We start from the raw sequence: 26244 nt of genomic DNA, 5'->3' as shown, positions 1-26244 counted from the left end.
CTCGCGACGGTGACCCATCACCATCGCGACACTGTGGGGAGATTAGGGGGGAACTGTGAAGCGCGGGAGCGTTTCCGTTAAATAGCTTGTTTCAGAACGGGGCACTACTTGCCGGACACATCCCAACACATACGCAATTTTTGCACGTCGAAATCCGGCCCCGCCGCTGCGTTTCAGCCGTTCAGCGCGGTGCGCAACCGCTCCAGGTCGGTCGTCGGGGCGTCACACGTGAAGTTACGGCAGACGTACGCCGCCGGTTCATCTTGGACGAGCGGTCGCCCGGCGAGCAGCGGAAGTTCATCGCTGTCCGGAGTCCCCACGGCGACGACCGCGCCCGGGGCGGTGCCCAGAAGCGCCGTACGATGCAGGGCTTTTGTCGCCTTGTCGTCGAGGGACGGCCCCACGATCGCGACCTCCTTCGGCCCGTCCAGCAGCGCCTCGGCGACGGCCAGCCCCCACCCGATGAACCGCGGCACCCTCGGCCCCAGCGCCTTGACGACCCCCAACGCCCGCTCGGCGGCCGTGCGATGGGGCTCGGCACCGGTCTGCGCGGCATAGCTCAACAGCGCACCGGCGGCAGCGGTCCAGCCGGAGGGAGCGGCATTGTCGGTCGGATCCTGCGGACGACGGATCAACTGCTCGGCGTCGGAGGCTGTGTCGTAGAGCGCGCCGGACTCCTCGTCGACGAACCGGGCGAGGACATGATCGAGCAGGAACCCGGCGAACTCCAGCCAGACCCCCTCCCCCGTGACGGACGCGAGCGCGAGGAACCCCTCGGCCACGTCCGCATAGTCCTCCAGCACCCCCGCGTTCGCCCCGACCTTCCCGTCCTTGCTGGTACGGGCGATCTGCGCATGGTCGTCCAGATGCAGCCGTACGAGGAGATCGGCGGCCCCGACCGCGGCCTCGACCAGATCAGGGCGGTCGAAGTAGGCGCCGGTCTCGGCGAGCGCGGCGATCGTGAGCCCGTTCCAGGCGGCGACCACCTTGTCGTCGCGGCCGGGGGCCGGGCGGGCGGCGCGGGCGTCCAGGAGCCGCCGCTTGATGGACTCCACCTTCTCCGCGTCGAACACACCCTCGCGCTGCGGGAGTTGCAGCACCGAGGCGCCCTCCTCGAAGGTGCCCTCCTCGGTCACGCCGAAGTAGTCGGCGGCGAGTTCGGCGTCATCGCCGAGGACGTTCCGAAGCTGCTCCGGCGTCCAGACGTAGTACGCCCCCTCGACATGCTTGCCGCTCCCGTCGTCACTGTCGGCGTCGAGCGCGGAGGCGAACCCGCCTTCATTGGTACGCAGTTCGCGCACCATGAAGTCAGCGGTCTCGAGCGCGACGCGCCGGGCCAGATCGGAGCCGGTGGTGCGCCAGAGGTGGGCGTAGACGCGGCACAAAAGGGCATTATCATACAGCATCTTCTCGAAGTGGGGCACGACCCACTCGCGGTCGACGGAGTACCGGGCGAACCCGCCGCCGAGCTGGTCGTAGATGCCGCCCCGCGCCATCCGCTCGCAGGTGTCGGCGGCCATCTGCAGCGCGCCCTCCGAACCGGTGCGCGCCGCATGCCGCAGCAGGAACTCGATGACCATGGACGGCGGAAACTTCGGCGCCCCGCCGAACCCGCCGCGCTGTGCGTCGTACTCACGGGTGAGGCCGAGGAGAGCCCGCGCGAGCTCTTCCTCACCCGGTGCCTCGGGGCCACCGTAGGAGATCTCGCGCCCGGCGAGATCCCGCACGATCTTCCCCGCGACCTCGGCCACCTCCTCCCGCCGGTCCGTCCACGCGCTGTGCACCCCCTCCAGCACCTGCCGGAACGACGGCATCCCGTGCCGCGGCGCCGGCGGGAAATAGGTGCCGAAGTAGAACGGCTCGGCATCCGGCGTGAGAAACACGGTCATGGGCCAGCCGCCCTGACCGGTGGCCGCCTGGACGGCCTCCATGTAGACGGCGTCGACATCGGGGCGTTCCTCGCGGTCGACTTTGATGTTGACGAAGTGGGCGTTCATGTACGCGGCGACTGCTTCGTCCTCGAAGCTTTCCGCGGCTAGGACATGACACCAATGGCAGCTGGAATAGCCGACGCTCAGGTGCACGGGAACACCACGCCGACGTGCCTCCGTGAAGGCCGCTTCCGACCAGGGCCACCAGTCGACGGGGTTCTCGGCGTGCTGGAGGAGATACGGGGATGTCTCATGGGCCAGTCGGTTCGGCATGACTCCATCCTGCCTGACCGGGGCGCTCCAGCAGGGGTTCCACCCGCGAGTGATCCCAGGATGCAGATCCCTTCACCCCGGGGCGGACGATGCAGCGCGTGACGACGGACGCGACGACCTTCCTCTTCTCCTCGAGGCCCATCTCCCCGGACCGCCAGCGGTCACGCAGGAGCTGTGGCGGCTTCGCCACTCCTCGAACTTCGGAGAAGACCAGCCGTTCAAGGGCCTCGTCAGCCAGCGGCCCGCTGATGCTGCATCGACCACAGCTACGGCAGGAGTAGACGTAAGGGCTGGTCTTGCTCCTGCCCTTCTGAGCGCACAGCGCGCCTAGGCACATCGCGCCGTCGTGACGTCGCGCCCCGCAGCGCAGAAACCCAGTAGCCAGGTGGCGGGGAGCCGGGCGCTTTTGCCCCGTCAGTCTGGGAGCACCACTTCCCCTGTGGAGGTACAGGCTCCCAGGCGAGAACGTGGCGCACACCGAGTGCCACTGATCCGGCATCACAATGGGCTCCCACTGACCATGCACGGGCTGCCCCGTCTCCGGGATCAACAGCAACTCGCCTCGGTTGGCCCGATAGCCGCAGACCCTCGGCGCGGTGATGATCTGAGTGACAGTCTGCGCGTTGGGTCTGCCGCCGCGGGTGCCCGTGACCCCGAGATCACACCAGTCTGCCGCGATGGCCCGGACCGCCTTGCCCGCGATGCGGTCGCTGATCGCCTGCTCAACGAGCTTTGCCTCTTCTGGATGAAGCGTGAGCCTGTCCTCCTGCCAGCCGAAGGGCCTCGGCCCGCTGTGCGGTACACCTTCTGCGGCACGCGCCCAGTGCCAGTCCGACACGCGTCGGCTCCTGACTCGTGTTTCCGTGACCGCCACGTCCAGCGATCGCACCGCCTGCAACAGCCCCTCCTGCGAGTACGGATCTCGAACGCCCTGCGGGTCGACGTAGATCCGTCCCGGCCAACTGGTCAGCGCGGCGAAGAAGCGTGCCAGGTCCTCTGCACGGCGGTACAACCGGTCGTCAGCGACGCAGACGACGCCCGCGATCCGGTGGCCGCTATCGGTGTACCCATGTCCAAGGTCGGCGAGCAGCAAGTCGAACCCGAGTCTTGCCGCTCCCACCTTGGACGCGCTGCGGCCGTTGTCGACGTATGCGGCAACCACCGTGCAGCCGTACTGATGCGCAGTCCGTTCAATGATCCGCAACTGGTAGCGCACGCCGTGGCCATCACGCTGCCGGAAGTCATCCGATGTGCGCGCGTAGGCCACAACCGGCACCAACCCGCCTGTCTCGCCCGCTCCAAGGTTGTTCACATCGCCCCCACTCGACAATTCGCCCGACATCCACAAAAACGATCGAGTGATCGCGTGGTTACCGGACTGGCGTCGGTGATCGCCTCCCTCTCGCGCTCAAGCCCGGTCCGCAGCACACTTGACCAAGAACCATTGCCGCCGGAGGGGGACATGACATGCGGGACAGCCACCGGGCGGATGCCGAGCGGCTGTTGGCACGGGCCGTGGAGGAAGAGGTACGGCGTTCGGGCGGCCGTACCGACGGTCAGGTGCTGTTGTCGCGGGCGCGTGCGGAACTGGATGCCATGGCGCAGAAGGCCGCGGAGGAGTACGAGGCCTATACGCGTGCGCTGGACGAGGCAGAGGCCGGGCAGATCGGGTTCGGGAAGCGGTATGCGCGGGAGGGCGGCGGTACGCCGCTGATGGTGGCCGGGGTCGCCGCGGTCGCCGCCGCGGTGGCCGACCTGGCGCTCGGCACGGATGCGGGGACGGCGGTGGGTGCCGGTGTGGCCGCGGGGGTCGTCGGCGCGGCGGCCACCGTCGTGAAGGTCGCCGGGTCGCATCTGCCGGCCGCGCATCGTCGCGCGGGTGAGGTCGGTCAGCCGGGCGGGCCCGAGCAGCTGCGGCTGCAGTGGCTGACGGCGCTGGAGGTGCGCGGTATCCGTCCGTGGCTCGATCAGCAACGGGTGATCACCGCGTCCACGGGACCGAAGAAGAAGGGGCCGCAGCTGCGCGGCACGGACAAGAGCGCGGCGGCACGTGGACGGAGCGTGCTGGAGCAGTCCTTCGGGCAACTGCCGGAGCCGGACGGTCCGTTCGCGGGCCGGCGGGCGGAGATGGCGCGGATCCGGCAGTGGGTGCAGGCGGCCCGCGCGAGTACGCAGACCCGGCCGACGGTGGTCGTGCTGCACGGGGCGCCCGGCAGCGGCCGCAGCGCACTCGCGATCCGTGCGGCGCACGACCTGAAGGACCAGTTCCGCGGGGCGTGCGTGGTGGATCTGCGGGGCGACAGCCCGGAGGAGTCGCCGCTGTCGACGCGGGACGCCCTGCTGCATCTGCTGAATCGTCTCGGCGCCCCGCGCGAGCAGCTGCTGTTCCGCGAGCGCTCCTCTCCCGACCAGCACCTCAAGCGGCTGACCGAGCTGTACCACCAGCATCTGACGGGCCTGCCCGTCACCGTCGTACTCGATGACGCCTCGGACCCCGAGCAGGTCCGCACGCTGATCCCGGAGCGCTCCGACAGCCTGGTCCTGGTCACCGCCCGCACGTCGCTGGACCTGCCCGCGGATCTGCCGGCCTGGGTGCATCAGCTGCCGGTGGAGGCGCTGGACGCGGCGGGCGCGGAGGAGTTGCTGGGCGCGACGGCGCAGGACGCCTCGGGTCCGTATGATGCCGAATCCGCCGACCAGGTACGGGAGTTGTGCGGCGGGCTGCCGCTCGCGCTGCGGATCGCGGGCTCCTCGCTCGGCCCGCGCTCACCGCGCCGGCTGGCGGCGGACCTGGGGGCGTACGGCCCGGTGGAACCGGTCGAGCGCGTGCTGTGGCTGCGCTACACCGACCAGCCCGAGATGGCGCGCAGGCTGCTGCGTCGGCTCGCGCTGGCGGGCCGTGCCTCGCTGGGCGCGGCGGCGGCCGCGGCGCTGCTGGCCACGGACGAGGCGGAGGCGACCCGGCACCTGGTCACTCTCTCCGACGCGGGCCTCATCGACCATGTACGCGGCAACCGCTACCGCCTGCACGACCTGGTCCGCGCCTTCGCCCAGGCCCGGCTCCTCGACGAGGAGGAACCCGCCGAGCGTACGGCGGCGCAGGAACGGCTGATCGTGAACTACGCCGACCTCGCCGACTCGGTGCTGCGCCTGGTCGACGGCAACATGTCGACCCGCTCGGACCGCTTCAGCCCGCACGGTTTCACCTCCCTCGACGACGCGCTGCGCTGGCTGGACGACGAGTCGAGCTTCATCACGGCGGCGCTGCGGCACGCGGAGGGCGTCAATCAGGCGGCGGTGCTCAATCTGCTGGGCGCGCTGTGCGACTACTGCCTGCTGCGCGGCGACCTCTACCGCCTGGGCGAGATCAGCGAGCTGGCGCAGGCCGTCGACCAGGGCCTGCTGGTCCGCTCGGTGCAGTGGCGCACCGGTATCGCGGCCCGTCAGCTGGGCGAGCTGGACAAGGCGCGCACCACCCTCGCCTCGGTGGTCGACCTCTACATGGAGGCGCATCACGACGCGGGCGCGGCCCGCGCGCTGTGCTCCCTCGGCATCACGCTCCACCACCAGGGCAACCTGATCGAGGCCGCGGCGAAGCTCCGGGAGGCCCTGGAGCTCCAGGCCTCTCCCGAGCTGGCGACGGACCGGGCCTGGACGATGCACGCGCTGGCGGCGGTGGAACGGGACCGGGCGCATCTGTCCCAGGCCCTGGAGCTGCTGAACGAGTCCCTCGTCCTGCACCGCGCCGGCGAGTCGGTGCACGGCGAGGCGTGGGCCCACTTCCAGCTCGGCCAGCTGGCGCTGCGCATGGGCGACGTACCGCGCGCGGAGTCGGAACTGTCCACGGCCCTCGATCTCTACGGCCGTACCCGCGACGCCCGCGGCGAGGCGTGGGCCCTGACCCAGCTGGCCCGCGCCCGTCTCGTCGCCGGCGACCCGTCGCAGGCGGTGGACCGGCTCCGCCAGGCGGCGGCCCGGCACCGGGACAACGAGGACGCCCGGGGTGAGGCCTGGTCGGTGTACTACCTCGGCCAGGCCCTGGAGGAGACCGGCAACCTGGACCTCGCGGTCCGTGAACTGGAGCGCTCCCGGACGATGTTCTCCCGGATGCGCGATGTCTACGGGCTCGCCTGCGCACGGCACCACTCGGCGCGGGCCACCCGTGATCAGCGGGCCGCGCAGACGGGGTCGCTCAGGAACTCGGGGTTCGCCCGACAGCTGCTGGTGGACGCCCGCGCCGACTTCCAGCGCATCGGGGTCGCCCACGGGGAGGCGTGGACCTGCCTGGAGCTGGCGGTGGTGGACGCGGGCAACACGCGTACGGCGCAGGCGCTGGCGTTGTGCGACGAGGCGGTCGGGCTGTTCACGTCGTACGGCGATCGCCGCGGCGAGGACTGGGCCCGCTTCCTGCGCTGCACGCTCCTGCCGTACGCCGCCCCGGGCGGGGTGGAGGTCGGGACGGCTGTGGCTCAGGAGGAGCTGGCACAGCTGTCCCACTCGGGTCACTCGGCCCGGGACGAGAAGCTGGACGACTACGTCGAGGCGTATGCGCTGCTACTGGAGCGAGGCGTCAACCTCGAGGCCGGCTGGCAGGCCTGGCGGCTGGGGATGGTGCCGGGGAGGCATGCGCGGGAGGTCATGGGAGTCGCTGTGCCCGCGCCCCGTTAGGGGCACGGGGAACTGCGCGACCAGCCACGACGGATCCGCAGACGATCGACCGCCTATACCGGCACTTCCGCGGAGCGCCCGTCAGCCCCGCTGCTCGGCCTTGGGGTCGGCCGAGGAGGCCTCCGGCGTCCCCGCCCCCTTGGCCTCCTCGAAGTCGACCTTGCCCATGTGGCGGTTCATCGACTTCATCAGACCCCACACGGCCAGAGCCATCACCGCGAAGACGATGAACCCGAGGACCCCGGGGGTCACCTTGTCCTCGTCCACCTCCTTCGCGAGGGTGGCGAGCTGTGTCATTGCCAGGCTTGCGCTTGCGCTCATGTCAGGCATTGTCGCGGATGCCCGCGAAGAGGTCGTCCTCGGGGAGGGAGGTATCGACGAGGGACTTCGCGAGCTCGTACTCCTCCGTCGGCCAGACCTCCCTCTGGAGCTCCAGCGGCACCTTGAACCAGCCGCCGTCGGGGTCGATCTGCGTGGCGTGCGCGATCAGGGCCTTGTCGCGGATCTCGTAGAAGTCACCGCAGGGGACGTGCGTGGTGAGCGTGCGCTGCTTCATGCCGAACTCGTCCCAGCGCTTGAGCCAGTCGCCGTAGGGCGACTCCATGCCGCGGTCGAGCATGGCCTGGTGCAGCGCCTCGGTGCGGGGGCGGTTGAAGCCCTGGTTGTAGTAGAGCTTCCGCGGCTGGTACACCGGGCCGAACTCCTGCTCCGGGTACTTCTCGGCGTCCCCCGCGCCCTCGAACGCCACCATCGAGATCTTGTGGGTCATGATGTGGTCGGGGTGCGGATAGCCGCCGTTCTCGTCGTACGTCGTGATGACCTGGGGACGGAACGAGCGGATCTGCTTCACCAGCTCACCGGCCGCCTTGTCGACGTCCTCCAGGGCGAAGCAGCCCTCGGGAAGGGGCGGCAGCGGGTCGCCCTCGGGCAGGCCGGAGTCGACGAAGCCGAGCCACTCCTGCTTCACGCCGAGGATCTCCCGGGCCTCGTCCATCTCCTTCTTGCGTACCTCGTGGATGTGTTCCTCGATGTACTTGTCCCCCTGGAGCTTCGGATTGAGGATGGAGCCGCGCTCCCCGCCCGTGCAGGTCACCACCAGCACGTCCACCCCCTCGGACACGTACTTCGCCATCGTGGCCGCACCCTTGCTCGACTCGTCGTCGGGGTGGGCGTGGACGGCCATCAGTCGCAGCTGGTCAGTCAAGACTCAAATCCTCGTCAGTCGGCGCCCGGCCCGGTGTGGGAGGGCGCGATCGGCGGCTTCTATAGTGACCGACGATGGGGGCGAAAAATTCCGGCGCTCCGGTCCTGCCGAGAGGACGATCATGAGTACGGCGAGCACGCGGCTGCCCGAGGGCCGTTACGGCCGCTCCTCGGACGAGCGTGCCGACGGCAGGCTCAGGGTCGCCGCCATCGTGCTCGGGGTGGCGCTGGTCGCCCTGATCGGGTATTTCGCCTACTACTACGTCGGCCAGAACAAGATCAGTGCTGAAGTGATCGAGTTCGAGCAGTCGAAGAACTCGGTGCAGGTGCATCTGGAGGTCCGTAAGGACGCCGGTGCCAGCGGCTACTGCACGGTGCGCTCTCAGGCGGAGAACGGCGCCGAGGTCGGCCGGGCGGACTTCCACTTCGACGGGGACGCCACACGCATCGACAGGGTAGTCACGCTCCGTACCACCTCGCCGGGCACCACGGCGGAGCTGCTGGGCTGCCACGCCGACTGAGATCAGCCGGAATACGTAGTGGCTGACCTGCGTTGACGTGATTCTGATGGCTTATGTCCTCCCCCTTCCGCCGCTGAATTGTTAGGCTCGTGGTTTCGCCCATCCGTGAAGGAACATTCTTCTGGGTAGGGCGATGCTTTGTATTCCCAGTACCGACGAGGAGCACCTGTGACCCAGACCAGCGAGAACGTCACCTGGCTGACCCAGGAGGCGTACAACCAGCTCAAGGCAGAGCTGGAGTACCTGTCTGGTCCTGCGCGCACGGAGATCGCCGCCAAGATCGCCGCCGCGCGCGAGGAGGGCGACCTGCGTGAGAACGGCGGGTACCACGCGGCCAAGGAGGAGCAGGGCAAGCAGGAGCTCCGTGTGCGCCAGCTGACCCAGCTCCTGGAGAACGCCAAGGTCGGCGAGGCACCGACCTCGGCGGACGGTGCGGTGGCGCCCGGCATGGTCGTCACGATCGCCTTCGACGGCGACGAGGACGACACGACGACCTTCCTGCTTGCCTCGCGCGAGTACGCCAGTTCCGACATCGAGACGTACTCCCCGCAGTCCCCGCTGGGTTCCGGCGTGATCGGCCACAAGGTCGGCGAGGACGCGGAGTACGAGCTGCCGAACGGCAAGAAGGCCTCCGTGACGATCCTCAAGGCCGAGCCGTACAGCGGCTGACCCGGCCGGATCGCCCCCTCAGGACCGGATACTTTCAGGACCGGATGTCCGACGAGCCCCCGGCTGCCCTGCGGCGCCGGGGGCCTTGTCATCAGGCGGTGGCCGAGCGGTACTTGCGCACCGCCAGCGTCCGGAAGACGACGATGATCAGGACCGAGTAGATCAGCGACGCCCACACCGGGTGCTGCATGGGCCAGGCGTCCGAGGTGGAGACCCCCGGGTTGCCGAAGAGCTCCCGGCAGGCCTGGACCGTGGCGCTGAAGGGGTTCCAGTCGGCCACGTGCTGCAGCCAGGGCGTCAGCCTGCTGGAGTCCACGAACGCGTTCGAGATGAACGTGACCGGGAAGAGCCAGATCAGTCCGCCGGAGGTGGCCGCCTCGGGCGTGCTCACGGAGAGGCCGATCAAGGCGCCGATCCAGGTGAACGCGTAGCCGAGCAGGAGCAGCAGCCCGAAGGCGCCGAGCACCTCGCCGATGTTGGTGTGGGTACGCCAGCCGACCAGCAGGGCGACGACCGCGAGCACGAGCAGCGTGAGCGCCGTCTGCACCAGGTCGGCGAAGGTCCGCCCGGTCAGCACCGCGCCCCGCGCCATGGGCAGGGAGCGGAAGCGGTCGATGAGCCCCTTGTGCATGTCGTCGGCGATGCCCGCCCCCGCGCCCGCGGTGGCGAACGTGACGGTCTGGGCGAAGATGCCGGCCATCAGGAACTCGCGGTAGACACCGGGGTCCGTGGTGCCGCCGATGTTCATGGAGCCGCCGAACACATAGCTGAACATGACCACGAACATGATCGGCTGGATCAGCCCGAAGATCACCATCTCGGGGATCCGGGACATCCGGATCAGATTGCGTTTGCCGACGACCAGCGAGTCCCGGATGGACTGGCCGATGGGGTGGGTGGGCGCCGCGACGGGCGCGGCGTCGGTGACGGCGCTCACTTGGCTGTCTCCTTCTTCTGCCGGCGGTCCTTGGGGTTGGCCGCCGTGCCATCCTCTTCGTCCTTGACCTCTGCCACATGGCCGGTGAGGGACAGGAACACGTCGTCGAGGGTGGGCCGGCGCAGGCCGATGTCGTCGATCTCGACACCGCGGGTGTCCAGTTCGCGGATGATCTCGGCGAGCAGCTTGGCGCCGCCGGTGACGGGCACGGTGAGCTTGCGGGTGTGCTCCTCGACGGTGGTCTCGCCCTTGCCGAAGCCGGTGAGCACCTGGACGGCGGTCGCGATGTCGTCGCGCTCGTGCACCACGACCTCGACGCGCTCGCCGCCGGTGCGGGCCTTGAGCTGGTCGGCGGTGCCGCGGGCGATGACATGGCCGTGGTCGACCACCGCGATCTCGTGCGCGAGGTGGTCGGCCTCCTCCAGATACTGGGTGGTCAGCAGCAGCGTCGTACCGCCGGAGACGAGCTGTTTGATGACCTCCCACAGCTGCTGGCGGTTGCGCGGGTCGAGGCCGGTCGTCGGCTCGTCCATGAACATCACGGGCGGCGAGACGACCAGGGCGGCCGCGAGGTCGAGGCGGCGGCGCATGCCTCCGGAGTAGGTCTTCGCGGTCCGGTCGGCGGCGTCCGCGAGGTTGAACTGCTCGAGCAGCTCGGCGGCCCGGACCTTCGCCGCCTTGGCCTTCATCTGGTAGAGCTGGCCGACCATCTGGAGGTTCTCGCGGCCGGTCAGGTATTCGTCGACCGCCGCGAACTGGCCGGACAGGCCGATCGAGCGGCGCACGGCGTCGGGGTGCTTGAGCACGTCGATGCCCGCGACGACCGCCGAACCGCTGTCGGGGCGCAGCAGGGTCGTCAGACAGCGGACGGTCGTCGTCTTGCCCGCGCCGTTCGGCCCGAGCAGGCCCAGCACCGTGCCCTCGGGGACATCGAGGTCGACGCCGTCCAGTGCCCTTACGTCACCGAAGGTCTTCACCAGGCCTTCGGCATAGATGGCGCCTGGCATGTGAGTTCTCCACGTCGTTGGGGACAGGTCAGGAAATCGTCAGTTCACGTTCTTCGGGGAGACGGGGTTTGCGCCTTTCGTTCCGCCTGTTGGATGACTGACAGGCGCCCGGCGAGTGACCCGAGACACACCATAACGCGATGTATCGCGTCTCTCAAGAGGATTGACTCGGCCGAGTGAGCGACCGCTGCGACCTCAGTCGATGACCGTGTAGCCCGCCTCGCGCAGGGCCTGGCCGACCTCGGCGCAGTGCGCCGTGCCCTTCGTCTCCAGATGCAGTTCGACCTCCGCCTCCGTGAGCCCGAGCCGTGGATCGGTCCGTGCGTGGCTCACATCGAGGACGTTAGCGTCCACCACTGACAACACCCCCAGAAGCGTTGCCAGCGCCCCCGGCCGGTCCGTCAACCGCAGCCGTACAGCCAGGTAGCGGCCCTGCGCCGCCATGCCGTGCCGCAGCACGCGCTGCAGCAGCAGCGGGTCCACATTCCCCCCGGACAGCACCGCGACGACCGGGCCCTCGAAGGCCCCGGGATCGCTCAGCAGCGCCGCGACCGGGCTGGCCCCGGCCGGCTCGACGACCAGCTTGGCCCGCTCCAGGCACAGCAGCAGCGCGGTGGCGATCTCATCCTCGGTGACCGTGCGGACTTCGTCCACCAGATTTCCGATGATCCCGAACGGCACGTCGCCGGGCCGCCCGACCTTGATGCCGTCGGCCATCGTCGCCGGGTTCTCCACCGCCACCGGCCGCCCCGCCGCCAGCGAGGGCGGGTACGCCGCCGCGCCCGCCGCCTGCACGCCCACGATCCGCACGTCGGGACGGAGCGCCTTCACCGCGACCGCGATACCGGCCGCGAGCCCGCCGCCGCCGATACCGACGACGATCGTGCGCACCTCGGGGCACTGCTCCAGGATCTCCAGCCCGACCGTGCCCTGGCCCGCGATGATGTCCGGGTGGTCGAAGGGGTGGATGAACACCGCGCCCGTCTCGGCCGCGTGGCGCTGCGCGGCGGCCAGCGTCTCGTCGACCACCTGACCATGCAGCCGCACCTCGGCGCCGTACTCCCGGGTGGCGCTGATCTTCGGCAGCGGGGCGCCCTTCGGCATGAACACCGTCGATCTCACCCCGAGCAGCGAGGAGGCCAGGGCGACTCCCTGGGCGTGGTTGCCCGCGCTCGCCGCGACGACACCGGCGGCCCGCTCCTCCGGCAGCAGCCCGGCGATACGGACGTACGCGCCGCGCAGCTTGAACGACCCGGTGCGCTGGAGGTTCTCGCACTTGAAGTGCACCGGAGCGCCGACCAGCTGGGTCAGATGCCTGCTGCCCTCCATCGCGGTCACCCGCGCCACGCCCGTGAGCATCTTCTGGGCGCCGCGTACGTCGTCGAGGGTGACGGGCCGCAAGGAGTCAGCCGTGCTGTAGCTCATGACTCAAGCATCGCAGTTCACAGCCGTCGGACACCGCTGTGACCAACCTCCGAGACCGGTTTGCGCAGCGCCGGTACGACCTGCCTCCCGGCCGCGTACCCTGTCCCCCAACCCAGCACCCCCTTCATGAAGTGAGCCCCCGGCCATGCCCACAACACCTGAAATGTCGATGGACATGACGACCGTCGGTGACCGCGGTCTCCTGGACGCGCTGCAGCACGAGGTGGCGGTGTTCGCACGCCGTGCCGAACAGACCCGGCTCGGCGGCGTCGGGCAGGTGCGCAACTCCATGGACCGCGCCGCATACCTGCTGCTCAACCGCCTCGACAAAGAAGGCCCGATGGGCGTCAAGGCGCTCGCCGCGAGCATGGGGATCGACTCGTCCACGGTCACCCGGCAGGTGGCCCCGCTCGTCGACACCGGGCTGGTCAAGCGCACCTCGCATCCGGAGGACGGGCGGGCCGTGGTGCTCCAGCTCTCCCCGCGCGGGCTGTCGCGGCTGGAGGAAGTGCGCTCGTCACGGCGTCAGTTGATGGCCGAGCTGACACACGACTGGGCGCCGGAGGAGCGGGAGGCGTTCTGCACGCTCCTCACCCGCTTCAACACCGCGCTCTCCGAGCGGATGGCCGCCCATGGCCTGCCGGGCGCGGAGCCCCCGACGGCCTCCTGAGTCTTGACCGTGGGGCCACCCCTGGCCTCATATGAGACCGGGGCCAGTCGTCGTACCCGGTTTCGTCCGCCGTACGCGGTCCGGACCCCGTCATTCCTCAGGGGCGGGAGGCGTGGTGCGCAGTCGGCAGGCGTCCCAGGGCGCCCGCCGGGCCCGGGAGTTCGAGGCGTTCGTGGCGGGCGCGGCAGGGCGGCTGCTGCATGCCGCCACGCTCCTCACGGCGGAGCCCCGGGGCGACAACCCCCGCGCGCGACGCCTGCTCACCCTGGCCCTCGCCCACACCTACGCCTCCTGGGACCGGCTGCGCGGCGAGGACCCGTACGACCACACCCGCCAGTACCTCGCCAGCCGCTTCGCCCGCGCCGCCTGGCACCAGTACGGCGGACTCGGCCGTGCCCGTCCGCACCCCGGCAGCCCGCTGGCCCGGCTCTCGCCGCAGGAGCGGCTGATCCTGGTGCTGAGGCTGTACGAGGGGGTCGCCGAGGAGCAGACGGCGGCCCTGCTCGGCCTGTCCGTCGAGCGGGTCCGCGCGATCTGCAACCGCGCGACGACGACGCTGCTGCATCCGCCGCGGGGCCCGGCACCGGCCGTGGTCGAGGCGGGGGTGGCCCCGTCATGAACCGGCCCGACCGTGAAGCCCTCGTACGGCAGCTCCTGGAACAGACCCCGCCGCCCGTCCCGCCCGACCTCTACGCGGATGCGGTGCGCCGCGGCGGCCGCATGCTGCGCCGCAGAACAGCGGCCCGCCGGCTGCTGTGGCTGCTGCTGTTCGCGGCGTCGGTGGCCTTCCTGGTGTGGTCCCTGACGGCCCGCCCGTGGGTGGAGCCGCCGTCGGAGACGACCCCACCGCTCACGGGCTGGTGACCTGGCCTAGGGCCTGTCCGGCGGATCAGGCTGGCTGCAAGGAACGGCACCTCGTCAGTACGGGTGAGCGGGGTCTGGTGCGTGCAGCTGCAAGGCGGAGGAGGGAGTCATGGCGGAGCCGGTGGGGGTCCCTCCCGCTCGAGCGAAGCCGAGAGTGGGGGAGACCGACGACAACGCCGCAGATGTGCGTGCCAGACCCCGCGACGGCGGCATGATCCGCCGGACAGGCCCTATCGGCCCAGCGCCTGCTGGAGGTCCTCCAGGAGGTCGTCGACGTTCTCGATGCCCACGGAGAGGCGTACGAGGTCGGCGGGGACCTCCAGGGCCGAGCCGGCGACGGACGCGTGCGTCATCCGGCCCGGGTGCTCGATCAGCGACTCGACGCCGCCCAGGGACTCGCCGAGCGTGAACACCTTGGCGCGGTTGCAGACCTCTACGGCCGCCTCCTCGCCGCCCTCGACCTGGAAGGAGACCATCCCGCCGAACGCCCGCATCTGCTTGGCGGCGACCTCATGACCGGGGTGGTCCTCCAGGCCCGGGTAGAGGACGCGCGTCACGCGCGCGTGCCGGGTCAGCATCTCGGCGACCTTGGTGGCGTTCTCGCTGTGCCGGTCCATGCGCACCGGCAGCGTCTTCGCGCCGCGCAGCACCAGCCACGCGTCGAAGGGCCCGGCGACCGCGCCCATCGCGTTCTGGTGGTACGCCAGCTCCTCGCCCAGCTCCGGGTCGCCGACGATCAGCGCGCCGCCGACGACGTCCGAGTGACCGCCCATGTACTTGGTCAGCGAGTGCACGACGACGTCGGCGCCGAGCGAGAGCGGCTGCTGCAGATAGGGCGTGGCGAAGGTGTTGTCCACGACGAGCCGGGCGCCCGCGTCATGGGCGATCTGGGCGACGGCGGCGATGTCGGTGATGCCGAGCAGCGGGTTGGAGGGGGTCTCCACCCACACGGCCTTGGTCTTCGGGGTGATCGCGGCCCGTACGGCGGCCGGGTCGCTGGTGTCGGCGACCGACCACTCCACGCCCCACCGGGAGACGACCTTGGCGAAGAGGCGGAACGTGCCGCCGTACGCGTCGTTGGGGATGACCACGTGATCGCCGGGGCTGAGCAGCGTACGCAACAGGCAGTCCTCGGCCGCCAGTCCGGACGCGAACGCGAGGCCTCGGCGTCCGCCCTCCAGGGCGGCGAGGTTCTCTTCCAGGGCGGTCCTGGTCGGATTGGCGCTGCGGCTGTACTCGTAGCCGCCGCGCAGGCCGCCCACGCCGTCCTGCTTGTAGGTCGAGACCTGGTAGATCGGCGGGACGACCGCGCCGGTGAGGGGATCGGCGGTGTTGCCCGCGTGGATCGCGAGGGTCTCGAAGTGCTGACTGATGTGCCTGTCGCTCATGGGCACCGAGCCTAAGCGCTCCGCTGGAATGCCGTGTGTTGTCTGCGGGTCCGTCTGTGGCTGGTCGCGCCCCGCGGCGGAGCCGCAAATCGAATACAGCCCCGCGCCCCTGGCGGGGCGCTAAGGACCGCGTTGGCCAATTGTCGGCGGCGTCTGGAACGCTGGAGGTATGGAGATTATCTGGGTCCTGATGGCGCTGGTGCTGCTCGGCTTCGTGCTGCTGCCCTTCCTGCGGCGCAGGCGGGGCGTGATCGAGCAGGTGGCGCCGGGCCACCCGGACGCCGCGGACCCCGCGAACTACGGGTTCGTACTGCAGGAGGAGCTGGACATCCGTATGCCCGGCCCCGACCAGGACCTGCTGGATGTCCTGGACGTGGTGCAGCACACGCAGCACTACCGGGCGGCGGCGCAGCTCCTCGCGGGCACGGAGGCGGAGGGCGAGCGGCGCTGGCAGCGTGTGCAGGCCTTCGCGGGCGCCGCGTCGCTGGAGCTCAGCCGGCGGCCGGGCGGGGTCAGCGAGACGCCGGGCGGGCAGTGGCTGCGGGTGTGGCGGACCGAGGCCCCCAAGGACGCGGGCGGCGCCGCGGTGCACGCGGAGTTCCTGGTGCAGCAGGCGTGGCGGACGTCGGCGCCCGGCACGGACGAGTTCCGGATCATCATGGAGGAGGCGAAGGCGGCGTGCGGCGAGGCCGCGCTGCTGGCTCCCGGTGATCCGATCCCGTACATCATCGAGCTGTCGGTGGCCCGTGGACTGGCCTACCCCCGGGCGGAGTTCGAGCAGCTCTGGCTGAAGATCCTGGACCGCGCGCCGGCCCACATGGGGGCGCATCTCGCCGCCCTGCACTACTGGTGCGAGAAGTGGCACGGCTCGCGCGAGCTGGCGATGTCCTTCGCGGAGGCGGCAGCGGCCCGGGCGCCGCGGGGATCTCTCCTCGCCGCGATGCCGCTCTTCGCGGTCTTCGAGCACCTGCCCGAGGTGAACCTGGTCAGCGGCTTCTACCAGAGCGAGGTCGTGACGAAGGCGGTCCACGGCGCGCTCTTCGCCGTCCACGCGGCCCGCCCCGACGACCCGATGCTGGCCCACGTCCGCCACCTTCTGGTCTTCTTCCTGGTCCGCTCCGAGCGCTGGGCCGAGGCGATGAACCAGCTGATACACGTCGACGGCCACGTCGGCGCCCTGCCCTGGACCCTGTCCCCCGACCCGGCGGCCGAGTTCGCGGTGTACCGCGCGCTGGCGGTCGCGGGGTACGAGGCGAACGGCGGCAGCCCGGCGACGCTGCCGCACTGAAGCCGCCGCCCGCTTCCGGGCCGCTTCCGGGCCGCCTCGCGCGGTCAGCCCTCCGCGCGGGCGGGGAGCCGCCATCCCGGGCGCGGGAAGTGGCAGGTGTAGCCGTCGGGGTAGCGCTCCAGGTAGTCCTGGTGCTCGGGCTCGGCCTCCCAGAAGGGGCCGACCGGCTCCACCTCGGTGACGACCTTGCCCGGCCACAGTCCGGAGGCGTCCACGTCCGCGATCGTGTCCTCGGCGATCCGCTTCTGCTCGTCGTCCACGTAGTAGATCGCCGAGCGGTAGCTGAGGCCGATGTCGTTGCCCTGACGGTTCTTGGTGCTCGGGTCGTGGATCTGGAAGAAGAACTCCAGGAGCGCACGGAAGTCGGTCTTCTCGGGGTCGAAAAGGATCTCGATGGCCTCCGCGTGCGTGCCATGGTTGCGGTACGTCGCGTTCGGCACGTCACCCCCGGTGTATCCGACCCGGGTCGCCGTCACGCCCGGGAGCCGGCGGATCAGGTCCTGCATCCCCCAGAAGCATCCGCCCGCCAGCACGGCCCTCTGCGTCTGCGAAGCCATTGCGACCCCTCTCATATCGGTCAGCTCGGTCACTCGGGCGGCAGCTCGGCGCGCACACCACCGGCATCCCCTACCCACCCGCCTCAACGCGGCAGAGTTCCCAGCGATTCCGTACCCGTCCGACCGGCCTCGCGGCAGCCGGAAAATCAATGGCCGACGTGGGGCCATCCCCTTCACCCTGTGCTGCATGGAAGAACCGCAGCACAGCGTCCGCGCGCTCCACACGGCAACCACGATCACCGTCTACCAGGCGTACACCCCCGAGATCGGCGTGCCCGCGGTTCGCCAGGGCCGTTTCCCCGCCGCATGGAAGCGGGACCGCATGACGTGGATCAAACCGTCGTTCCTGTGGATGATGTACCGCTGCGGCTGGGCCACGAAGGCGGGGCAGGAAACCGTTCTTGCTGTCGAGATCACGCGCGACGGCTTCGAGTGGGCCCTGCGCCATGCGTGCCTGTCGAGTTACACACGTGGCCTGCACACCGACCGCGACACCTGGCAACGCCAGTTGAAGCATGCGCCGACCCGCGTCCAGTGGGACCCCGAGCGTGATCTGCGCCTGCGGCCCCTGCCGCACCGCTCGCTGCAACTCGGGCTCTCCGGGGAGGCCGTGCGACGTTACGCGGACGAGTGGACGGTCTCCATCAGCGACGTGACTCCGCTCGCCCGTGAGATCCACGCGCTTGTCAGCAGTGGCGACCTGGACTCCGCGGCACGACGGCTGCCCGAGGAGCGGTCGTATCCGGCGGGAGACGACCTCATGGGGCACCTGCGCTGAGAGCACCGTGCTCCGGCATTTTTGTCGGCGTCGCAGCGGACGCCGAGGCTCCGGCCTACGATCGCTCGCATGCTGCTTCGCCGTATGGTGCGAATGGTGATGGTGTTGGCCGTGGCGCTTGTGACGGCGATCCAGGGGAGTGCGGGGATGGCGCAGGCCGAGGACGACCGGCCAGGGGCAGAGCGACAGTTGCTGTTCTACAACCACGCCTACGGTGTGCTCGACCGGGAGACCGCCGACGCCATCGAGCACTCGGCCTATCTGCGGGACTTCGCCAACTTCCAGGTCCGTACGACGACCGGTGCCGGCGGGGTCACCTGGACCGGTCGCTATCTGATGGGGCGCGAGACCTATCTCGAGCTGTTCGGGGTGGGCGATCTGCCCGGCCAGGACGGCAGCTTCGGCTCCGCCGGGATGGGTGTGTCGACCGAGCGGACCGGGGATCTGCCGACAGTGACCGAGCGGCTGCGGGAGCAGGGCGTCGCCGAGCCGGTCGAGTTCCGGCAGACGCGTGACTTCGGGGACGGCGTACCGGTGCCGTGGTTCGACGCCGTCTTCACGACGACCGAGTACGACGCCTTCGGCGCCTGGGGGATGGAGTATCTGCCGGAGTACTTCGCCGACCCGCGCAGCAACACCGAGCCGGCCGCGCACCCCGGTGACGTCGGCCGTGAGCGCTATCTGTCCGACGGCTACCGCGACCGTCTGATGCGTGATGTGACCTCGGTCCGGCTGGCGGTCACCGCACGCGATCTCGCCGCCACGGTGCCGTTGCTGCGGGCCGGCGGGTTCGTGGTCAAGCCGGTGACCGGCGGCGGTGTCCTGGCCAAGGGCGGCGGGACCACGATCCGGTTCGACGCCGTCCCGCGCGAGGACGTAGGACTGCGGCAGGTCGAGATGTCACTCAACCGGCCCGTGGGTCACCGGCACGAAGAACGCATCGGGCGGTCGACGCTCGTCGTCGGCCCGGGGGGCCGCGCCGTGTGGAACTTCGGCGACGCCGAGTAGCGGCGTCCGCGCTGCCGTACGCCTCAACCCCCGCTCCCGTACGGCCGCGTGATGATCTCCAGGTTGTGGCCGTTCGGGTCGTCGAAGTAGGTGCCGCGGCCGCCGTCGTTGTGGTTGATCTCGCCGGGGCGGGTGTGGTGCGGGTCCGCCCAGTGGGGCAGGCCGGCGTTCTGGATGCGGGCGAAGATCGTGTCGAAGTCGTCCTCGGAGACCAGGAACGCGTAGTGCTGGGGTGTGATCTCTCCGGACGTGTCCATGTAGTCGAGCGTCACGCCGTTGGGGATCGCGACGGGGATGAACGGGCCGTACGGCGGGCCGACTTCCAATCCCAAGATGTCGGCAAGAAACCGGGCCGAGGCCTTCTTGTCGTGTGCGGCGACGATGGTGTGGTTCAGCTCGACAGTCATCGTGTGGGCCTCCTCAAGCCACCTCACGCAGTCTCACGCAACCTGCACCCATCAACATACTCCGAGGTCACTCGCGGTAAGGCTGAGTGCGTCAAGGGCCCCGGAGCCGTGCGGCTCCGGGGCCCTCAGTCGTCGGACGGACGTCAGATCGTCGCCGTGTCGATCACGAACCGGTACCGGACGTCGCTCGCCAGCACCCGCTCGTACGCGTCGTTGATCTGGTCCGCGTCGATCAGCTCGATCTCGGCGCCGAAGCCGTGCTCGGCGCAGAAGTCCAGCATCTCCTGGGTCTCCTGGATGCCGCCGATGCCGGAGCCGGCGAGGGTCTTGCGGCCCATGATCACCGAGAACAGGTTGAGCGCGACGGGCTCCTCGGGGGCGCCCACGTTCACGAAGGCGCCGTCCGTCTTGAGGAGGGACAGGAACTGGTCCAGGTTCAGCGGCGCCGAGACCGTGGAGAGGATCAGGTCGAAGGTGCCCTGGAGGTCCTCGAAGGTCTTCGGGTCGCTGGTGGCGTAGTAGTGGTCGGCGCCCAGCTTGAGGCCGTCGTCCTTCTTGCGCAGGGACTGCGACAGCACCGTCACCTCGGCGCCGAGCGCGTGCGCGATCTTGACGCCCATGTGGCCGAGGCCGCCCATGCCGAGGATCGCGACCTTCTTGCCGGGGCCGGCGTTCCAGTGCTTGAGCGGGGAGTACGTGGTGATGCCGGCGCAGAGGAGCGGCGCGGCCTCGTCGAGGGACAGGCCCTCGGGGATGCGGACGACGTAGTTCTCGTCCACGACGATCTGCTGGGAGTAGCCGCCGTAGGTGGGCTCGCCGTCCTTGTCGACGGCGTTGTACGTGCCGATCATGCCGCCCCCGGTGCAGTACTGCTCCAGGCCGGCCTTGCAGTTGTCGCACTCGCGGCAGGAGTCGACCATGCAGCCGACGCCGACGCGGTCCCCGACGGCGAACTTGGTGACACCGGGGCCCACCTCGGAGACGACTCCGGCGATCTCGTGGCCGGGCACCATCGGGAAGATGGCCTCGCCCCAGCCCTCGCGCGCCTGGTGGATGTCCGAGTGGCAGATTCCGGCGAACTTGATGTCGATCAGCACATCGAATTCGCGGACCGCGCGCCGCTCGATCGTGGTGCGCTCGAGCGGAGCCTTGGCGCCGGGTGCGGCGTATGCAGCAACAGTGGTCATGCCGGGGTTCTCCTAGGGGGATAGCGTGCCCGGCTGCCTTCTTCGTTCTGACCGGGCACGTCGTCCAGCGTGCCGAACGCGGCGACATTCACCCAGGCCACCGTTCTGTGTACGTTCACTGGTCCTACTACTGCTGGGGTCAGGCTCCGGTGCGTACGACCGTGAATACTTGAGGCATGGACGAACAGCCCGAACCCGTGCCCGAGACCCGGGGGGCCCTGGACCAGCGCGCCGAGCTCAGTGAGTTTCTGCGCACCCGGCGTGCCCGGCTGAAGCCGGAGGACGTCGGGCTGCCGGACTTCGGGCGGCACCGCCGGGTGCCGGGGCTGCGCCGCGAGGAGCTGGCGCAGCTGGCCGGGGTGTCCGTGGCGTACTACACGCGCCTGGAGCAGGGCAACGGGCGGAACGTGTCGGCGGAGGTATTGGACGCGATCTCGCGGGCGCTGCGGCTGAGCGACGCCGAGCATGCGCATCTGACCCACCTGGCGAAGCCCAAGCAGAACAAGAAGAAGCAGGCCGCGCGGACGGAGCAGGTGCGGCCCGCGCTGGCGCAGCTGCTGGACTCGATCGACGGGGTGCCCGCGTACATCACGGGCCGGCGTTCGGACATCCTCGCCTGGAACCGGATGGCGGCGGCGGTCTTCGGCGACTGGGCGGAGCTGCCGGCGCAGGAGCGGAACTGGGCGCGGCTGGTGTTCCTGCGGCCGGAGTACCGCGATCTGTTCGTGGAGTGGGACCAGAAGGCGTTCGACATGGTCGCCTATCTGCGCATGGACGCGGGCTGCCACCCGGACGACCCGCGTCTGTCCGCGCTGGTCGGCGAACTCTCCGTCAAGAGCGAGGAGTTCCGGCGGCTGTGGGCCACCCATGACGTCAAGGAGAAGAGCTACGGCGTCAAGCGCCTGCGGCATCCCCTGGTCGGCGAGCTGACCTTGAACTTCGAGTCGTTCCGCCTCATCGACGGCACGGAGCAGACCCTGATCACGTACCACGCGGAGCCGGGTTCACCGTCGGCGGAGGCGCTGCGGCTGCTGGCCAGCTGGGGAGCCGACGCGACGAAGGCCGGTACGGGCCGGCCGGCGACCGGCTGACCGCTCACCCCTGATACGGCGGCGCCGCTCCCCAGGTCCACCTCGGCACCGGCTGTTCCGCGGGCGGCTTGGCGTCCGGGCCGGAGAAGTACACGGCCAGCCGCGTCCCCCACTCCACATACGCCAGGAACGCCGAGCGGAACTCGGCGTCCGTCGGCAGGCCCGCCTCGTCCGCGGCGTCCTGGATGAGGTTCACCCAGCGGCGGCGCTGCGGCTCGGTGATGTTCCGGCCGAAGTGCTTGGCGACCATGTGGCCGTGGCCGCCCTGGGTCTCGGAGTAGGCGGGCGGGCCGCCGAAGACCTCGCCGAGCCAGAGGGCGACGTGCTCGGCGTGCTCCGGCGCGAGACCGGCGAAGACCGGGGCGAGGAGGTCGTCCTTGAGGACCTTGTCGTAGAAGACCTCGGTCAGCCGGGCGAAGGCCTCCGTGCCGCCCGCCCAGGCGTACAGCGTGGGGACGGACGCGCCCGTGCCGCGTACCGTCGTCGGCTTGTAATGGCGCATCTCCTCGATGCTGCCGATGTACGGGCGGATCTCGGCGAGGAAGTCGGCGAACAGCTCCGACTTCCGGAAGCCTTCCAGATGGTCCTCGGTCGAGGTCCAGGTGATGCGCAGGACGAAGTGCTCGAAGTCCTCCTCGCAGCGCGCGAGTTCGTAGTCGACGCACTGCGGGGCCGCCGCCAGCTGGGCCGCGGCTCGGGTGTAGGCGGCGAGGAACTCCGCCGACTGCTGCTCGGGGATGCGGTACCGGATGTATTCGACGCTGTGTGCGCTCATGGAACCCACACAAGCACGGCGGTACAGCGGACGCCGCTCCTCCGGCAGGGCGTCGGCTCAGCGCTCAGCGAAAGTTGGTTCCTGGGCTACGTACAGCCTTCTCATGCATCTCTTATCCCGGGCTTATCCCTTCATCACGGTGCGTACCTAGCTTGCGGCACATGTTCTTCACCTACCTGAGGCGCGAGCTGCGCCGCCGCAGAAAGGCGGCCCTCGTCGTCGCCTCCGGCCTCGCGCTGGGTATCGCGCTGGTCATCGTGGTCAACTCCGTGTCGTCCGGCATGGGGAAGGCGCAGGACAAGGTCCTCGAGTCGCTGTACGGGCTCGGCACGGACATGACCGTCACCAAGGCGGCCCCGGCATCATCGGATGGTGCACAACAGGCGCCTCGTTTCCGGTTCGACGCACAGGACGGCGAGGAGGAGCAGAGCAGCGACCGCGTCATGGTGCAGGGCTTCGAGACCCTGGCCGACTCCACCATCGCCAAGGTCGCCGACCAGGACGGTGTCGCCGACGCGGTCGGCGGCCTCAGCCTCCAGGTCCTCAAGGTGAACGGCAACTTCACCCCCGGTCAGTTCCAGCAGGGCGACGGCGGTGGTGGCGGCGGTGGCGGCGGCGGCGGCAGCCAGCCGCCGGGCGGCGAAGTGCGCGGCGGCGGCGCCGACTTCGACGTCGACAGCTACTCGGTCTACGGCACGGACGTCACCGAGCCGGCGCTCGGTCCGCTGACCTCCTCGAAAATCACCAGCGGTCGTACATTCACGGCGTCGGAGACCAACGCGAAGGTCGTCATCGCCGACTCCGCCTACGCCAAGGAGAAGTCGCTGAAGGTCGGCTCCACGGTCACCATCAAGGGCACCAAGTTCAAGGTCATCGGCATCGCCACGGCCGACAGCGGCGACGCGGCGGCCAACCTCTACATCCCGCTGAAGCAGGCCCAGACCCTCAGCGACTCCAAGAACAAGGTCACCACGATCTACGTCCAGGCCACCGACTCCCAGCAGATCGACGCCGTCAAGTCCGAGATCCAGAAGAACATCTCCGGTACGACGGTGACGACCTCCGCGGACCTCGCGGACACGGTGTCCGGCTCCCTGTCCACCGCGTCGGACCTCGCGGCCAGCGTCGGCAAGTGGCTGTCGATCGCGGTGCTGGTGGCCGCGTTCCTGGTCGCCGGGCTGCTCACATCGTCGGCCGTGTCCCGGCGCGTGCGGGAGTTCGGCACGCTCAAGGCGCTGGGGTGGAAGTCGGGGCGGGTGACCCGGCAGGTCGTCGGCGAGGCGATGGTCAACGGGCTGCTGGGCGGTGCGCTGGGGATCGCGCTGGGTTTGGCGGGGGCGTATGTGGTGACGGCCATCAGCCCTACGTTGCAGGCGCAGTTGGGCGGCGGTGGCGGCGGCGGTATGGGCGGCGGTGGCGGCGGCGGTATGGGCGGCGGCCCCGCGCGGCAGACATCGTCCACGACACTCGACGTCGCACTGACCGCACCCGTCAGTCTTACGACCGTCGCCCTCGCCGTTGCCCTAGCCGTGACGGGCGGCCTGATCGCGGGAGCGTTCGGCGGCTGGCGAGCGTCCAGGCTCCGCCCGGCGGACGCACTGCGCCGCGTCGAGTAGCTGACGCCGGCTGTGGCTGAGGCGGGGTGGGTCGCGCAGCCCGGCGCTGACGGGGCGCCGCCTGCGCCCACCCGTGCCGCCCCAGGCGGCACGCATGCCCGCAGCTTGGGCGGGACGGTGCCCGCAGCTGAGCGGGCGGACCAAACCGGCCAACGGGACTGCAACCCCTAAGGGGCGCGGGGAACTGCGCGACCAGCCCCCGCCCACCCGCAGCCGACCACAACTCGAACCACCCCCGAACCCCACCCCACCCAGGAGCCACCCCATGTACGAACTCAGAGGCGTCACCAAGCGCTACACCCGCGGCAAGGAGTCCATCAACGCCCTCGACGCCGTGGACCTCACCATCCCCGACGGCGACCGCCTCGTCATCCAGGGCCCCACCGGCGGCGGCAAGTCCACCCTCCTCCAGATGCTCGGCGCCCTCGACCGGCCCACCGCAGGTGAAGTCGTCCTGGACGGCACCGACTTGGCCAAACTCCCCGAAACCCGCCTCACAAAGGTCCGCAGCGAAAACATCGGCTTCGTCTTCCAGGCGTTCAACCTGATCCCCACCCTCACCGCACAGGAGAACGTCGAGACCGCCCTCGTCCCCCTCGGCGTGAAGGCGGCCGAGCGGCGCGACCGCGCGGCGGACGCGCTGAACTCCGTCGGCCTCGGCGAACGCCTCACGCATCTGCCCGGCGAGATGTCCGGCGGCCAGCAGCAACGCGTGGCGATCGCCCGCGCGCTGGTGAAGCAACCGAAGGTGCTGCTCGCCGACGAACCCACCGGCAACCTCGACGAGTCGATGCGCGACGAGATCATGGACGTACTCGAATCCATGTGGAAGGACCTCGGGCTCACCTTCATCATGGTCACCCACGACTCCGCGATCGCGAAGAAGGCCCCCCGCCTGGCCACCATCAAGAAGGGCCGCATCACGATCAAGGAGAACGCGCTCTAGGGCCCCGACGGCTGAGTGTGACCGCCGTTTCCCGGAGGGGGACCCGGCGGTCCGCTCACTGCGTCAGCGCCCTCAATCCACCATCGCCCCGCACGAGATGTTCACGTCCGTCGACGTCAGCGTCCGTGCCTTGTCCGAGGCCACGAACGCCGCCACGTCCCCGACGTCCCTCAGCGTCGCCGCACGCCCGAGCAGCGTCTCCCGCTCGATGGAGGCGACGATCTCCTCGGCGCCGTCGAACCCCGCGGGCAGCGTCTCCGGCACGCCGCCCGTCTTGAGGGTCACGACGCGAATGCCGTGCGGGCCGAGTTCGACGGCCCACTGCCTCCGCAGCCCTTCGAGTGCGTCGAGGGCGATCTTGAAGCCGCCCAGTCCGGGCAAGGTCTGCGGACCGCCGCCGCCGAAGGCGAGGATCACGCCCGACCCGCGCCGGGTCATATGGCGTGCCGCGGCCCTGGTGGTGAGGAACTGGCTGCGCATCGCGTTGGTGATCGGCTGGAGGAAGTCGCTGACGGTGATCTCGGTCAGCGGCTGCTGTACGTCGCCGTAGCCGATGACGTTGAACGAGATGTCGATCCGCCCCTCACGCGCGGCGACGCCGTCGGCGTACGTGTCCACCGCCCGCTCGTCGAGCGCGTCGACGACGGCCGGCTCCGCCACACCGTTCTCCGCACGGATCTCGTAGGCCAGTTCGTCGAGCTTCTTCGCGGTGCGTCCGGCGAGATGGACCCGCGCGCCCTCGCGGGCGAAGGCGCGCGCCACCGCGCCTCCGATCGGCCCCCCGGCCCCGTACAGCACGGCCACCTTGTTCTCCAGCAGCATGTCCCGCTCCCTTCCCTGGGTACGTCCTTCCTCGGGTACGTCGAGACAGGCGGCCGGAATTCGACACAACTATTGGGACCTCTTGAGATCTCTATTGAGGGCCTGATCACTCACCGGCATACTGCGTCATCCGGGGGGAGCGCGCACATGCGTACGAGATGACCCCCCGCCGGGTGAAGGGGAATTCACCCGGTACCTCAGGCAGGGGGAAAT

25 protein-coding genes are annotated in these 26244 nt (G+C 69.9%); 12 read left to right on the top strand and 13 right to left on the bottom strand.

The features are described 5' to 3' along the window. Window positions 1-173: 173 nt before the first annotated feature. Together AB0I98_RS11925 and AB0I98_RS11920 are read right to left on the bottom strand one after the other, a co-directional pair. Window positions 174-2204: a thioredoxin domain-containing protein gene (locus tag AB0I98_RS11925; protein ID WP_362939021.1), complete on the bottom strand. Its 2031-nt coding sequence runs from the start codon at window positions 2202-2204 to the stop codon at window positions 174-176. Beyond that, window positions 2182-3546 carry a recombinase family protein gene (locus AB0I98_RS11920; protein ID WP_362939018.1) on the bottom strand — a complete coding sequence of 455 codons (1365 nt, stop codon included), beginning with the start codon at window positions 3544-3546 and terminating at the stop codon, window positions 2182-2184. The genes AB0I98_RS11925 and AB0I98_RS11920 overlap by 23 nt, the downstream gene beginning before the upstream one ends. Window positions 3547-3671: 125 nt before the next feature. Between AB0I98_RS11920 and AB0I98_RS11915 the strand changes: the two genes are divergently transcribed. Continuing rightward, entirely contained in the window at window positions 3672-6872 is a 3201-nt protein-coding gene (locus tag AB0I98_RS11915; protein WP_362939015.1) for a tetratricopeptide repeat protein, read from the top strand. Between the two features lie 81 nt (window positions 6873-6953). On the opposite strand, the gene AB0I98_RS11910 is transcribed toward AB0I98_RS11915, so the two are convergent. Beyond that, complete coding sequence (locus AB0I98_RS11910) at window positions 6954-7202, bottom strand: hypothetical protein (RefSeq protein WP_362939012.1); 249 nt, start codon at window positions 7200-7202, stop codon at window positions 6954-6956. Next, window positions 7195-8055 carry a mycothiol conjugate amidase Mca gene (gene mca / locus AB0I98_RS11905; protein ID WP_362939519.1) on the bottom strand — a complete coding sequence of 287 codons (861 nt, stop codon included), beginning with the start codon at window positions 8053-8055 and terminating at the stop codon, window positions 7195-7197. The genes AB0I98_RS11910 and mca overlap by 8 nt, the downstream gene beginning before the upstream one ends. 142 nt (window positions 8056-8197) lie before the next feature. Between mca and AB0I98_RS11900 the strand changes: the two genes are divergently transcribed. After that, complete coding sequence (locus AB0I98_RS11900) at window positions 8198-8596, top strand: DUF4307 domain-containing protein (RefSeq protein WP_362939009.1); 399 nt, start codon at window positions 8198-8200, stop codon at window positions 8594-8596. 168 nt (window positions 8597-8764) lie between these two features. Beyond that, window positions 8765-9265 carry a transcription elongation factor GreA gene (greA, locus tag AB0I98_RS11895; RefSeq protein WP_210577039.1) on the top strand — a complete coding sequence of 167 codons (501 nt, stop codon included), beginning with the start codon at window positions 8765-8767 and terminating at the stop codon, window positions 9263-9265. A gap of 91 nt (window positions 9266-9356) precedes the next feature. On the opposite strand, the gene AB0I98_RS11890 is transcribed toward greA, so the two are convergent. From AB0I98_RS11890 to ilvA, 3 genes are all read right to left on the bottom strand, one after another. Then, window positions 9357-10202, bottom strand: coding sequence for an ABC transporter permease (locus tag AB0I98_RS11890; protein WP_362939006.1), 846 nt, complete (start codon window positions 10200-10202; stop codon window positions 9357-9359). Next, complete coding sequence (locus AB0I98_RS11885) at window positions 10199-11209, bottom strand: ATP-binding cassette domain-containing protein (RefSeq protein WP_362939003.1); 1011 nt, start codon at window positions 11207-11209, stop codon at window positions 10199-10201. Before AB0I98_RS11885 ends, AB0I98_RS11890 begins: the two co-directional genes overlap by 4 nt. A gap of 195 nt (window positions 11210-11404) precedes the next feature. Beyond that, window positions 11405-12634, bottom strand: coding sequence for a threonine ammonia-lyase (gene ilvA, locus AB0I98_RS11880; RefSeq protein ID WP_362939000.1), 1230 nt, complete (start codon window positions 12632-12634; stop codon window positions 11405-11407). Between the two features lie 163 nt (window positions 12635-12797). Here ilvA and AB0I98_RS11875 point away from each other — a divergent pair, with 163 nt between their 5' ends. The 3 genes from AB0I98_RS11875 (at window position 12798) to AB0I98_RS11865 (ending at window position 14168) form a co-directional block, all read left to right on the top strand. Further along, the gene (locus AB0I98_RS11875; protein WP_362939516.1) at window positions 12798-13304 is read left to right on the top strand and encodes a MarR family transcriptional regulator; all 507 of its coding nucleotides are present in this window, start codon (window positions 12798-12800) and stop codon (window positions 13302-13304) included. Between the two features lie 115 nt (window positions 13305-13419). After that, window positions 13420-13923 carry a sigma factor-like helix-turn-helix DNA-binding protein gene (locus tag AB0I98_RS11870; RefSeq protein ID WP_362938997.1) on the top strand — a complete coding sequence of 168 codons (504 nt, stop codon included), beginning with the start codon at window positions 13420-13422 and terminating at the stop codon, window positions 13921-13923. Further along, window positions 13920-14168: a hypothetical protein gene (locus tag AB0I98_RS11865; RefSeq protein ID WP_362938994.1), complete on the top strand. Its 249-nt coding sequence runs from the start codon at window positions 13920-13922 to the stop codon at window positions 14166-14168. Before AB0I98_RS11870 ends, AB0I98_RS11865 begins: the two co-directional genes overlap by 4 nt. A 230-nt stretch (window positions 14169-14398) precedes the next feature. Here the strand turns inward: AB0I98_RS11865 and AB0I98_RS11860 are convergent, their stop codons facing one another. Continuing rightward, window positions 14399-15556 (bottom strand): cystathionine gamma-synthase, encoded by a 1158-nt coding sequence (locus AB0I98_RS11860; RefSeq protein WP_362938991.1) that lies wholly within the window; start codon window positions 15554-15556, stop codon window positions 14399-14401. A 169-nt stretch (window positions 15557-15725) separates the two neighbouring features. Here AB0I98_RS11860 and AB0I98_RS11855 point away from each other — a divergent pair, with 169 nt between their 5' ends. Continuing rightward, window positions 15726-16844 carry a hypothetical protein gene (locus AB0I98_RS11855; protein WP_362938987.1) on the top strand — a complete coding sequence of 373 codons (1119 nt, stop codon included), beginning with the start codon at window positions 15726-15728 and terminating at the stop codon, window positions 16842-16844. A 44-nt stretch (window positions 16845-16888) separates the two neighbouring features. Here AB0I98_RS11855 and msrA read toward each other — a convergent pair whose 3' ends face one another. Next, complete coding sequence (msrA, locus tag AB0I98_RS11850; RefSeq protein WP_210577032.1) at window positions 16889-17401, bottom strand: peptide-methionine (S)-S-oxide reductase MsrA; 513 nt, start codon at window positions 17399-17401, stop codon at window positions 16889-16891. Between the two features lie 187 nt (window positions 17402-17588). Between msrA and AB0I98_RS11845 the strand changes: the two genes are divergently transcribed. Then, the gene (locus AB0I98_RS11845; protein ID WP_362938984.1) at window positions 17589-18179 is read left to right on the top strand and encodes a DUF4291 domain-containing protein; all 591 of its coding nucleotides are present in this window, start codon (window positions 17589-17591) and stop codon (window positions 18177-18179) included. 93 nt (window positions 18180-18272) lie between these two features. Next, the gene (locus AB0I98_RS11840; protein ID WP_362939513.1) at window positions 18273-19187 is read left to right on the top strand and encodes a DUF5829 family protein; all 915 of its coding nucleotides are present in this window, start codon (window positions 18273-18275) and stop codon (window positions 19185-19187) included. Window positions 19188-19210: 23 nt separating this feature from the next. On the opposite strand, the gene AB0I98_RS11835 is transcribed toward AB0I98_RS11840, so the two are convergent. Both AB0I98_RS11835 and AB0I98_RS11830 read right to left on the bottom strand, forming a co-directional pair. Beyond that, window positions 19211-19594 (bottom strand): VOC family protein, encoded by a 384-nt coding sequence (locus tag AB0I98_RS11835; RefSeq protein WP_362938981.1) that lies wholly within the window; start codon window positions 19592-19594, stop codon window positions 19211-19213. A 143-nt stretch (window positions 19595-19737) separates the two neighbouring features. Further along, the gene (locus tag AB0I98_RS11830) at window positions 19738-20781 is read right to left on the bottom strand and encodes an NAD(P)-dependent alcohol dehydrogenase (RefSeq protein ID WP_362938978.1); all 1044 of its coding nucleotides are present in this window, start codon (window positions 20779-20781) and stop codon (window positions 19738-19740) included. Between the two features lie 176 nt (window positions 20782-20957). Between AB0I98_RS11830 and AB0I98_RS11825 the strand changes: the two genes are divergently transcribed. Beyond that, window positions 20958-21872, top strand: a complete 915-nt coding sequence (locus tag AB0I98_RS11825; RefSeq protein ID WP_362938975.1) for a helix-turn-helix transcriptional regulator — start codon at window positions 20958-20960, stop codon at window positions 21870-21872. Between the two features lie 4 nt (window positions 21873-21876). Here the strand turns inward: AB0I98_RS11825 and AB0I98_RS11820 are convergent, their stop codons facing one another. Continuing rightward, window positions 21877-22647, bottom strand: coding sequence for an antibiotic biosynthesis monooxygenase (locus tag AB0I98_RS11820; protein WP_362938972.1), 771 nt, complete (start codon window positions 22645-22647; stop codon window positions 21877-21879). A 161-nt stretch (window positions 22648-22808) separates the two neighbouring features. Between AB0I98_RS11820 and AB0I98_RS11815 the strand changes: the two genes are divergently transcribed. Further along, the gene (locus tag AB0I98_RS11815) at window positions 22809-24263 is read left to right on the top strand and encodes an ABC transporter permease (protein WP_362938969.1); all 1455 of its coding nucleotides are present in this window, start codon (window positions 22809-22811) and stop codon (window positions 24261-24263) included. A 265-nt stretch (window positions 24264-24528) separates the two neighbouring features. Next, window positions 24529-25209, top strand: a complete 681-nt coding sequence (locus AB0I98_RS11810) for an ABC transporter ATP-binding protein (protein ID WP_362938966.1) — start codon at window positions 24529-24531, stop codon at window positions 25207-25209. A 72-nt stretch (window positions 25210-25281) separates the two neighbouring features. Here the strand turns inward: AB0I98_RS11810 and AB0I98_RS11805 are convergent, their stop codons facing one another. Next, a complete protein-coding gene (locus AB0I98_RS11805; protein ID WP_362938963.1) occupies window positions 25282-26031 on the bottom strand; it encodes an SDR family oxidoreductase in 750 nt (249 codons plus the stop codon). Between the last annotated feature and the right edge of the window lie 213 nt (window positions 26032-26244).

The organism is Streptomyces sp. NPDC050211 (assembly GCF_040656035.1).
Taxonomy (GTDB): domain Bacteria; phylum Actinomycetota; class Actinomycetes; order Streptomycetales; family Streptomycetaceae; genus Streptomyces.
The sequence above is the reverse complement of the archived record's forward strand: the minus strand, read 5'-3'. Positions and strand labels throughout refer to the sequence as shown.

Coding starts and splice junctions, on each gene's coding strand:
- mca (WP_362939519.1), bottom strand. CDS start 8,055: ATGGCCGTCCACGCCCACCCCGACGACGAGTCGAGCAAGGGTGCGGCC.
- AB0I98_RS11835 (WP_362938981.1), bottom strand. CDS start 19,594: ATGACTGTCGAGCTGAACCACACCATCGTCGCCGCACACGACAAGAAG.
- AB0I98_RS11900 (WP_362939009.1), top strand. CDS start 8,198: ATGAGTACGGCGAGCACGCGGCTGCCCGAGGGCCGTTACGGCCGCTCC.
- AB0I98_RS11865 (WP_362938994.1), top strand. CDS start 13,920: ATGAACCGGCCCGACCGTGAAGCCCTCGTACGGCAGCTCCTGGAACAG.
- AB0I98_RS11925 (WP_362939021.1), bottom strand. CDS start 2,204: ATGCCGAACCGACTGGCCCATGAGACATCCCCGTATCTCCTCCAGCAC.
- AB0I98_RS11920 (WP_362939018.1), bottom strand. CDS start 3,546: ATGTCGGGCGAATTGTCGAGTGGGGGCGATGTGAACAACCTTGGAGCG.
- AB0I98_RS11875 (WP_362939516.1), top strand. CDS start 12,798: ATGTCGATGGACATGACGACCGTCGGTGACCGCGGTCTCCTGGACGCG.
- AB0I98_RS11805 (WP_362938963.1), bottom strand. CDS start 26,031: ATGCTGCTGGAGAACAAGGTGGCCGTGCTGTACGGGGCCGGGGGGCCG.
- AB0I98_RS11910 (WP_362939012.1), bottom strand. CDS start 7,202: ATGCCTGACATGAGCGCAAGCGCAAGCCTGGCAATGACACAGCTCGCC.
- ilvA (WP_362939000.1), bottom strand. CDS start 12,634: ATGAGCTACAGCACGGCTGACTCCTTGCGGCCCGTCACCCTCGACGAC.
- AB0I98_RS11845 (WP_362938984.1), top strand. CDS start 17,589: ATGGAAGAACCGCAGCACAGCGTCCGCGCGCTCCACACGGCAACCACG.
- AB0I98_RS11820 (WP_362938972.1), bottom strand. CDS start 22,647: ATGAGCGCACACAGCGTCGAATACATCCGGTACCGCATCCCCGAGCAG.
- AB0I98_RS11855 (WP_362938987.1), top strand. CDS start 15,726: ATGGAGATTATCTGGGTCCTGATGGCGCTGGTGCTGCTCGGCTTCGTG.
- AB0I98_RS11825 (WP_362938975.1), top strand. CDS start 20,958: ATGGACGAACAGCCCGAACCCGTGCCCGAGACCCGGGGGGCCCTGGAC.
- msrA (WP_210577032.1), bottom strand. CDS start 17,401: ATGGCTTCGCAGACGCAGAGGGCCGTGCTGGCGGGCGGATGCTTCTGG.
- AB0I98_RS11885 (WP_362939003.1), bottom strand. CDS start 11,209: ATGCCAGGCGCCATCTATGCCGAAGGCCTGGTGAAGACCTTCGGTGAC.
- AB0I98_RS11915 (WP_362939015.1), top strand. CDS start 3,672: ATGCGGGACAGCCACCGGGCGGATGCCGAGCGGCTGTTGGCACGGGCC.
- AB0I98_RS11830 (WP_362938978.1), bottom strand. CDS start 20,781: ATGACCACTGTTGCTGCATACGCCGCACCCGGCGCCAAGGCTCCGCTC.
- AB0I98_RS11815 (WP_362938969.1), top strand. CDS start 22,809: ATGTTCTTCACCTACCTGAGGCGCGAGCTGCGCCGCCGCAGAAAGGCG.
- AB0I98_RS11860 (WP_362938991.1), bottom strand. CDS start 15,556: ATGAGCGACAGGCACATCAGTCAGCACTTCGAGACCCTCGCGATCCAC.
- AB0I98_RS11840 (WP_362939513.1), top strand. CDS start 18,273: ATGGTGATGGTGTTGGCCGTGGCGCTTGTGACGGCGATCCAGGGGAGT.
- AB0I98_RS11810 (WP_362938966.1), top strand. CDS start 24,529: ATGTACGAACTCAGAGGCGTCACCAAGCGCTACACCCGCGGCAAGGAG.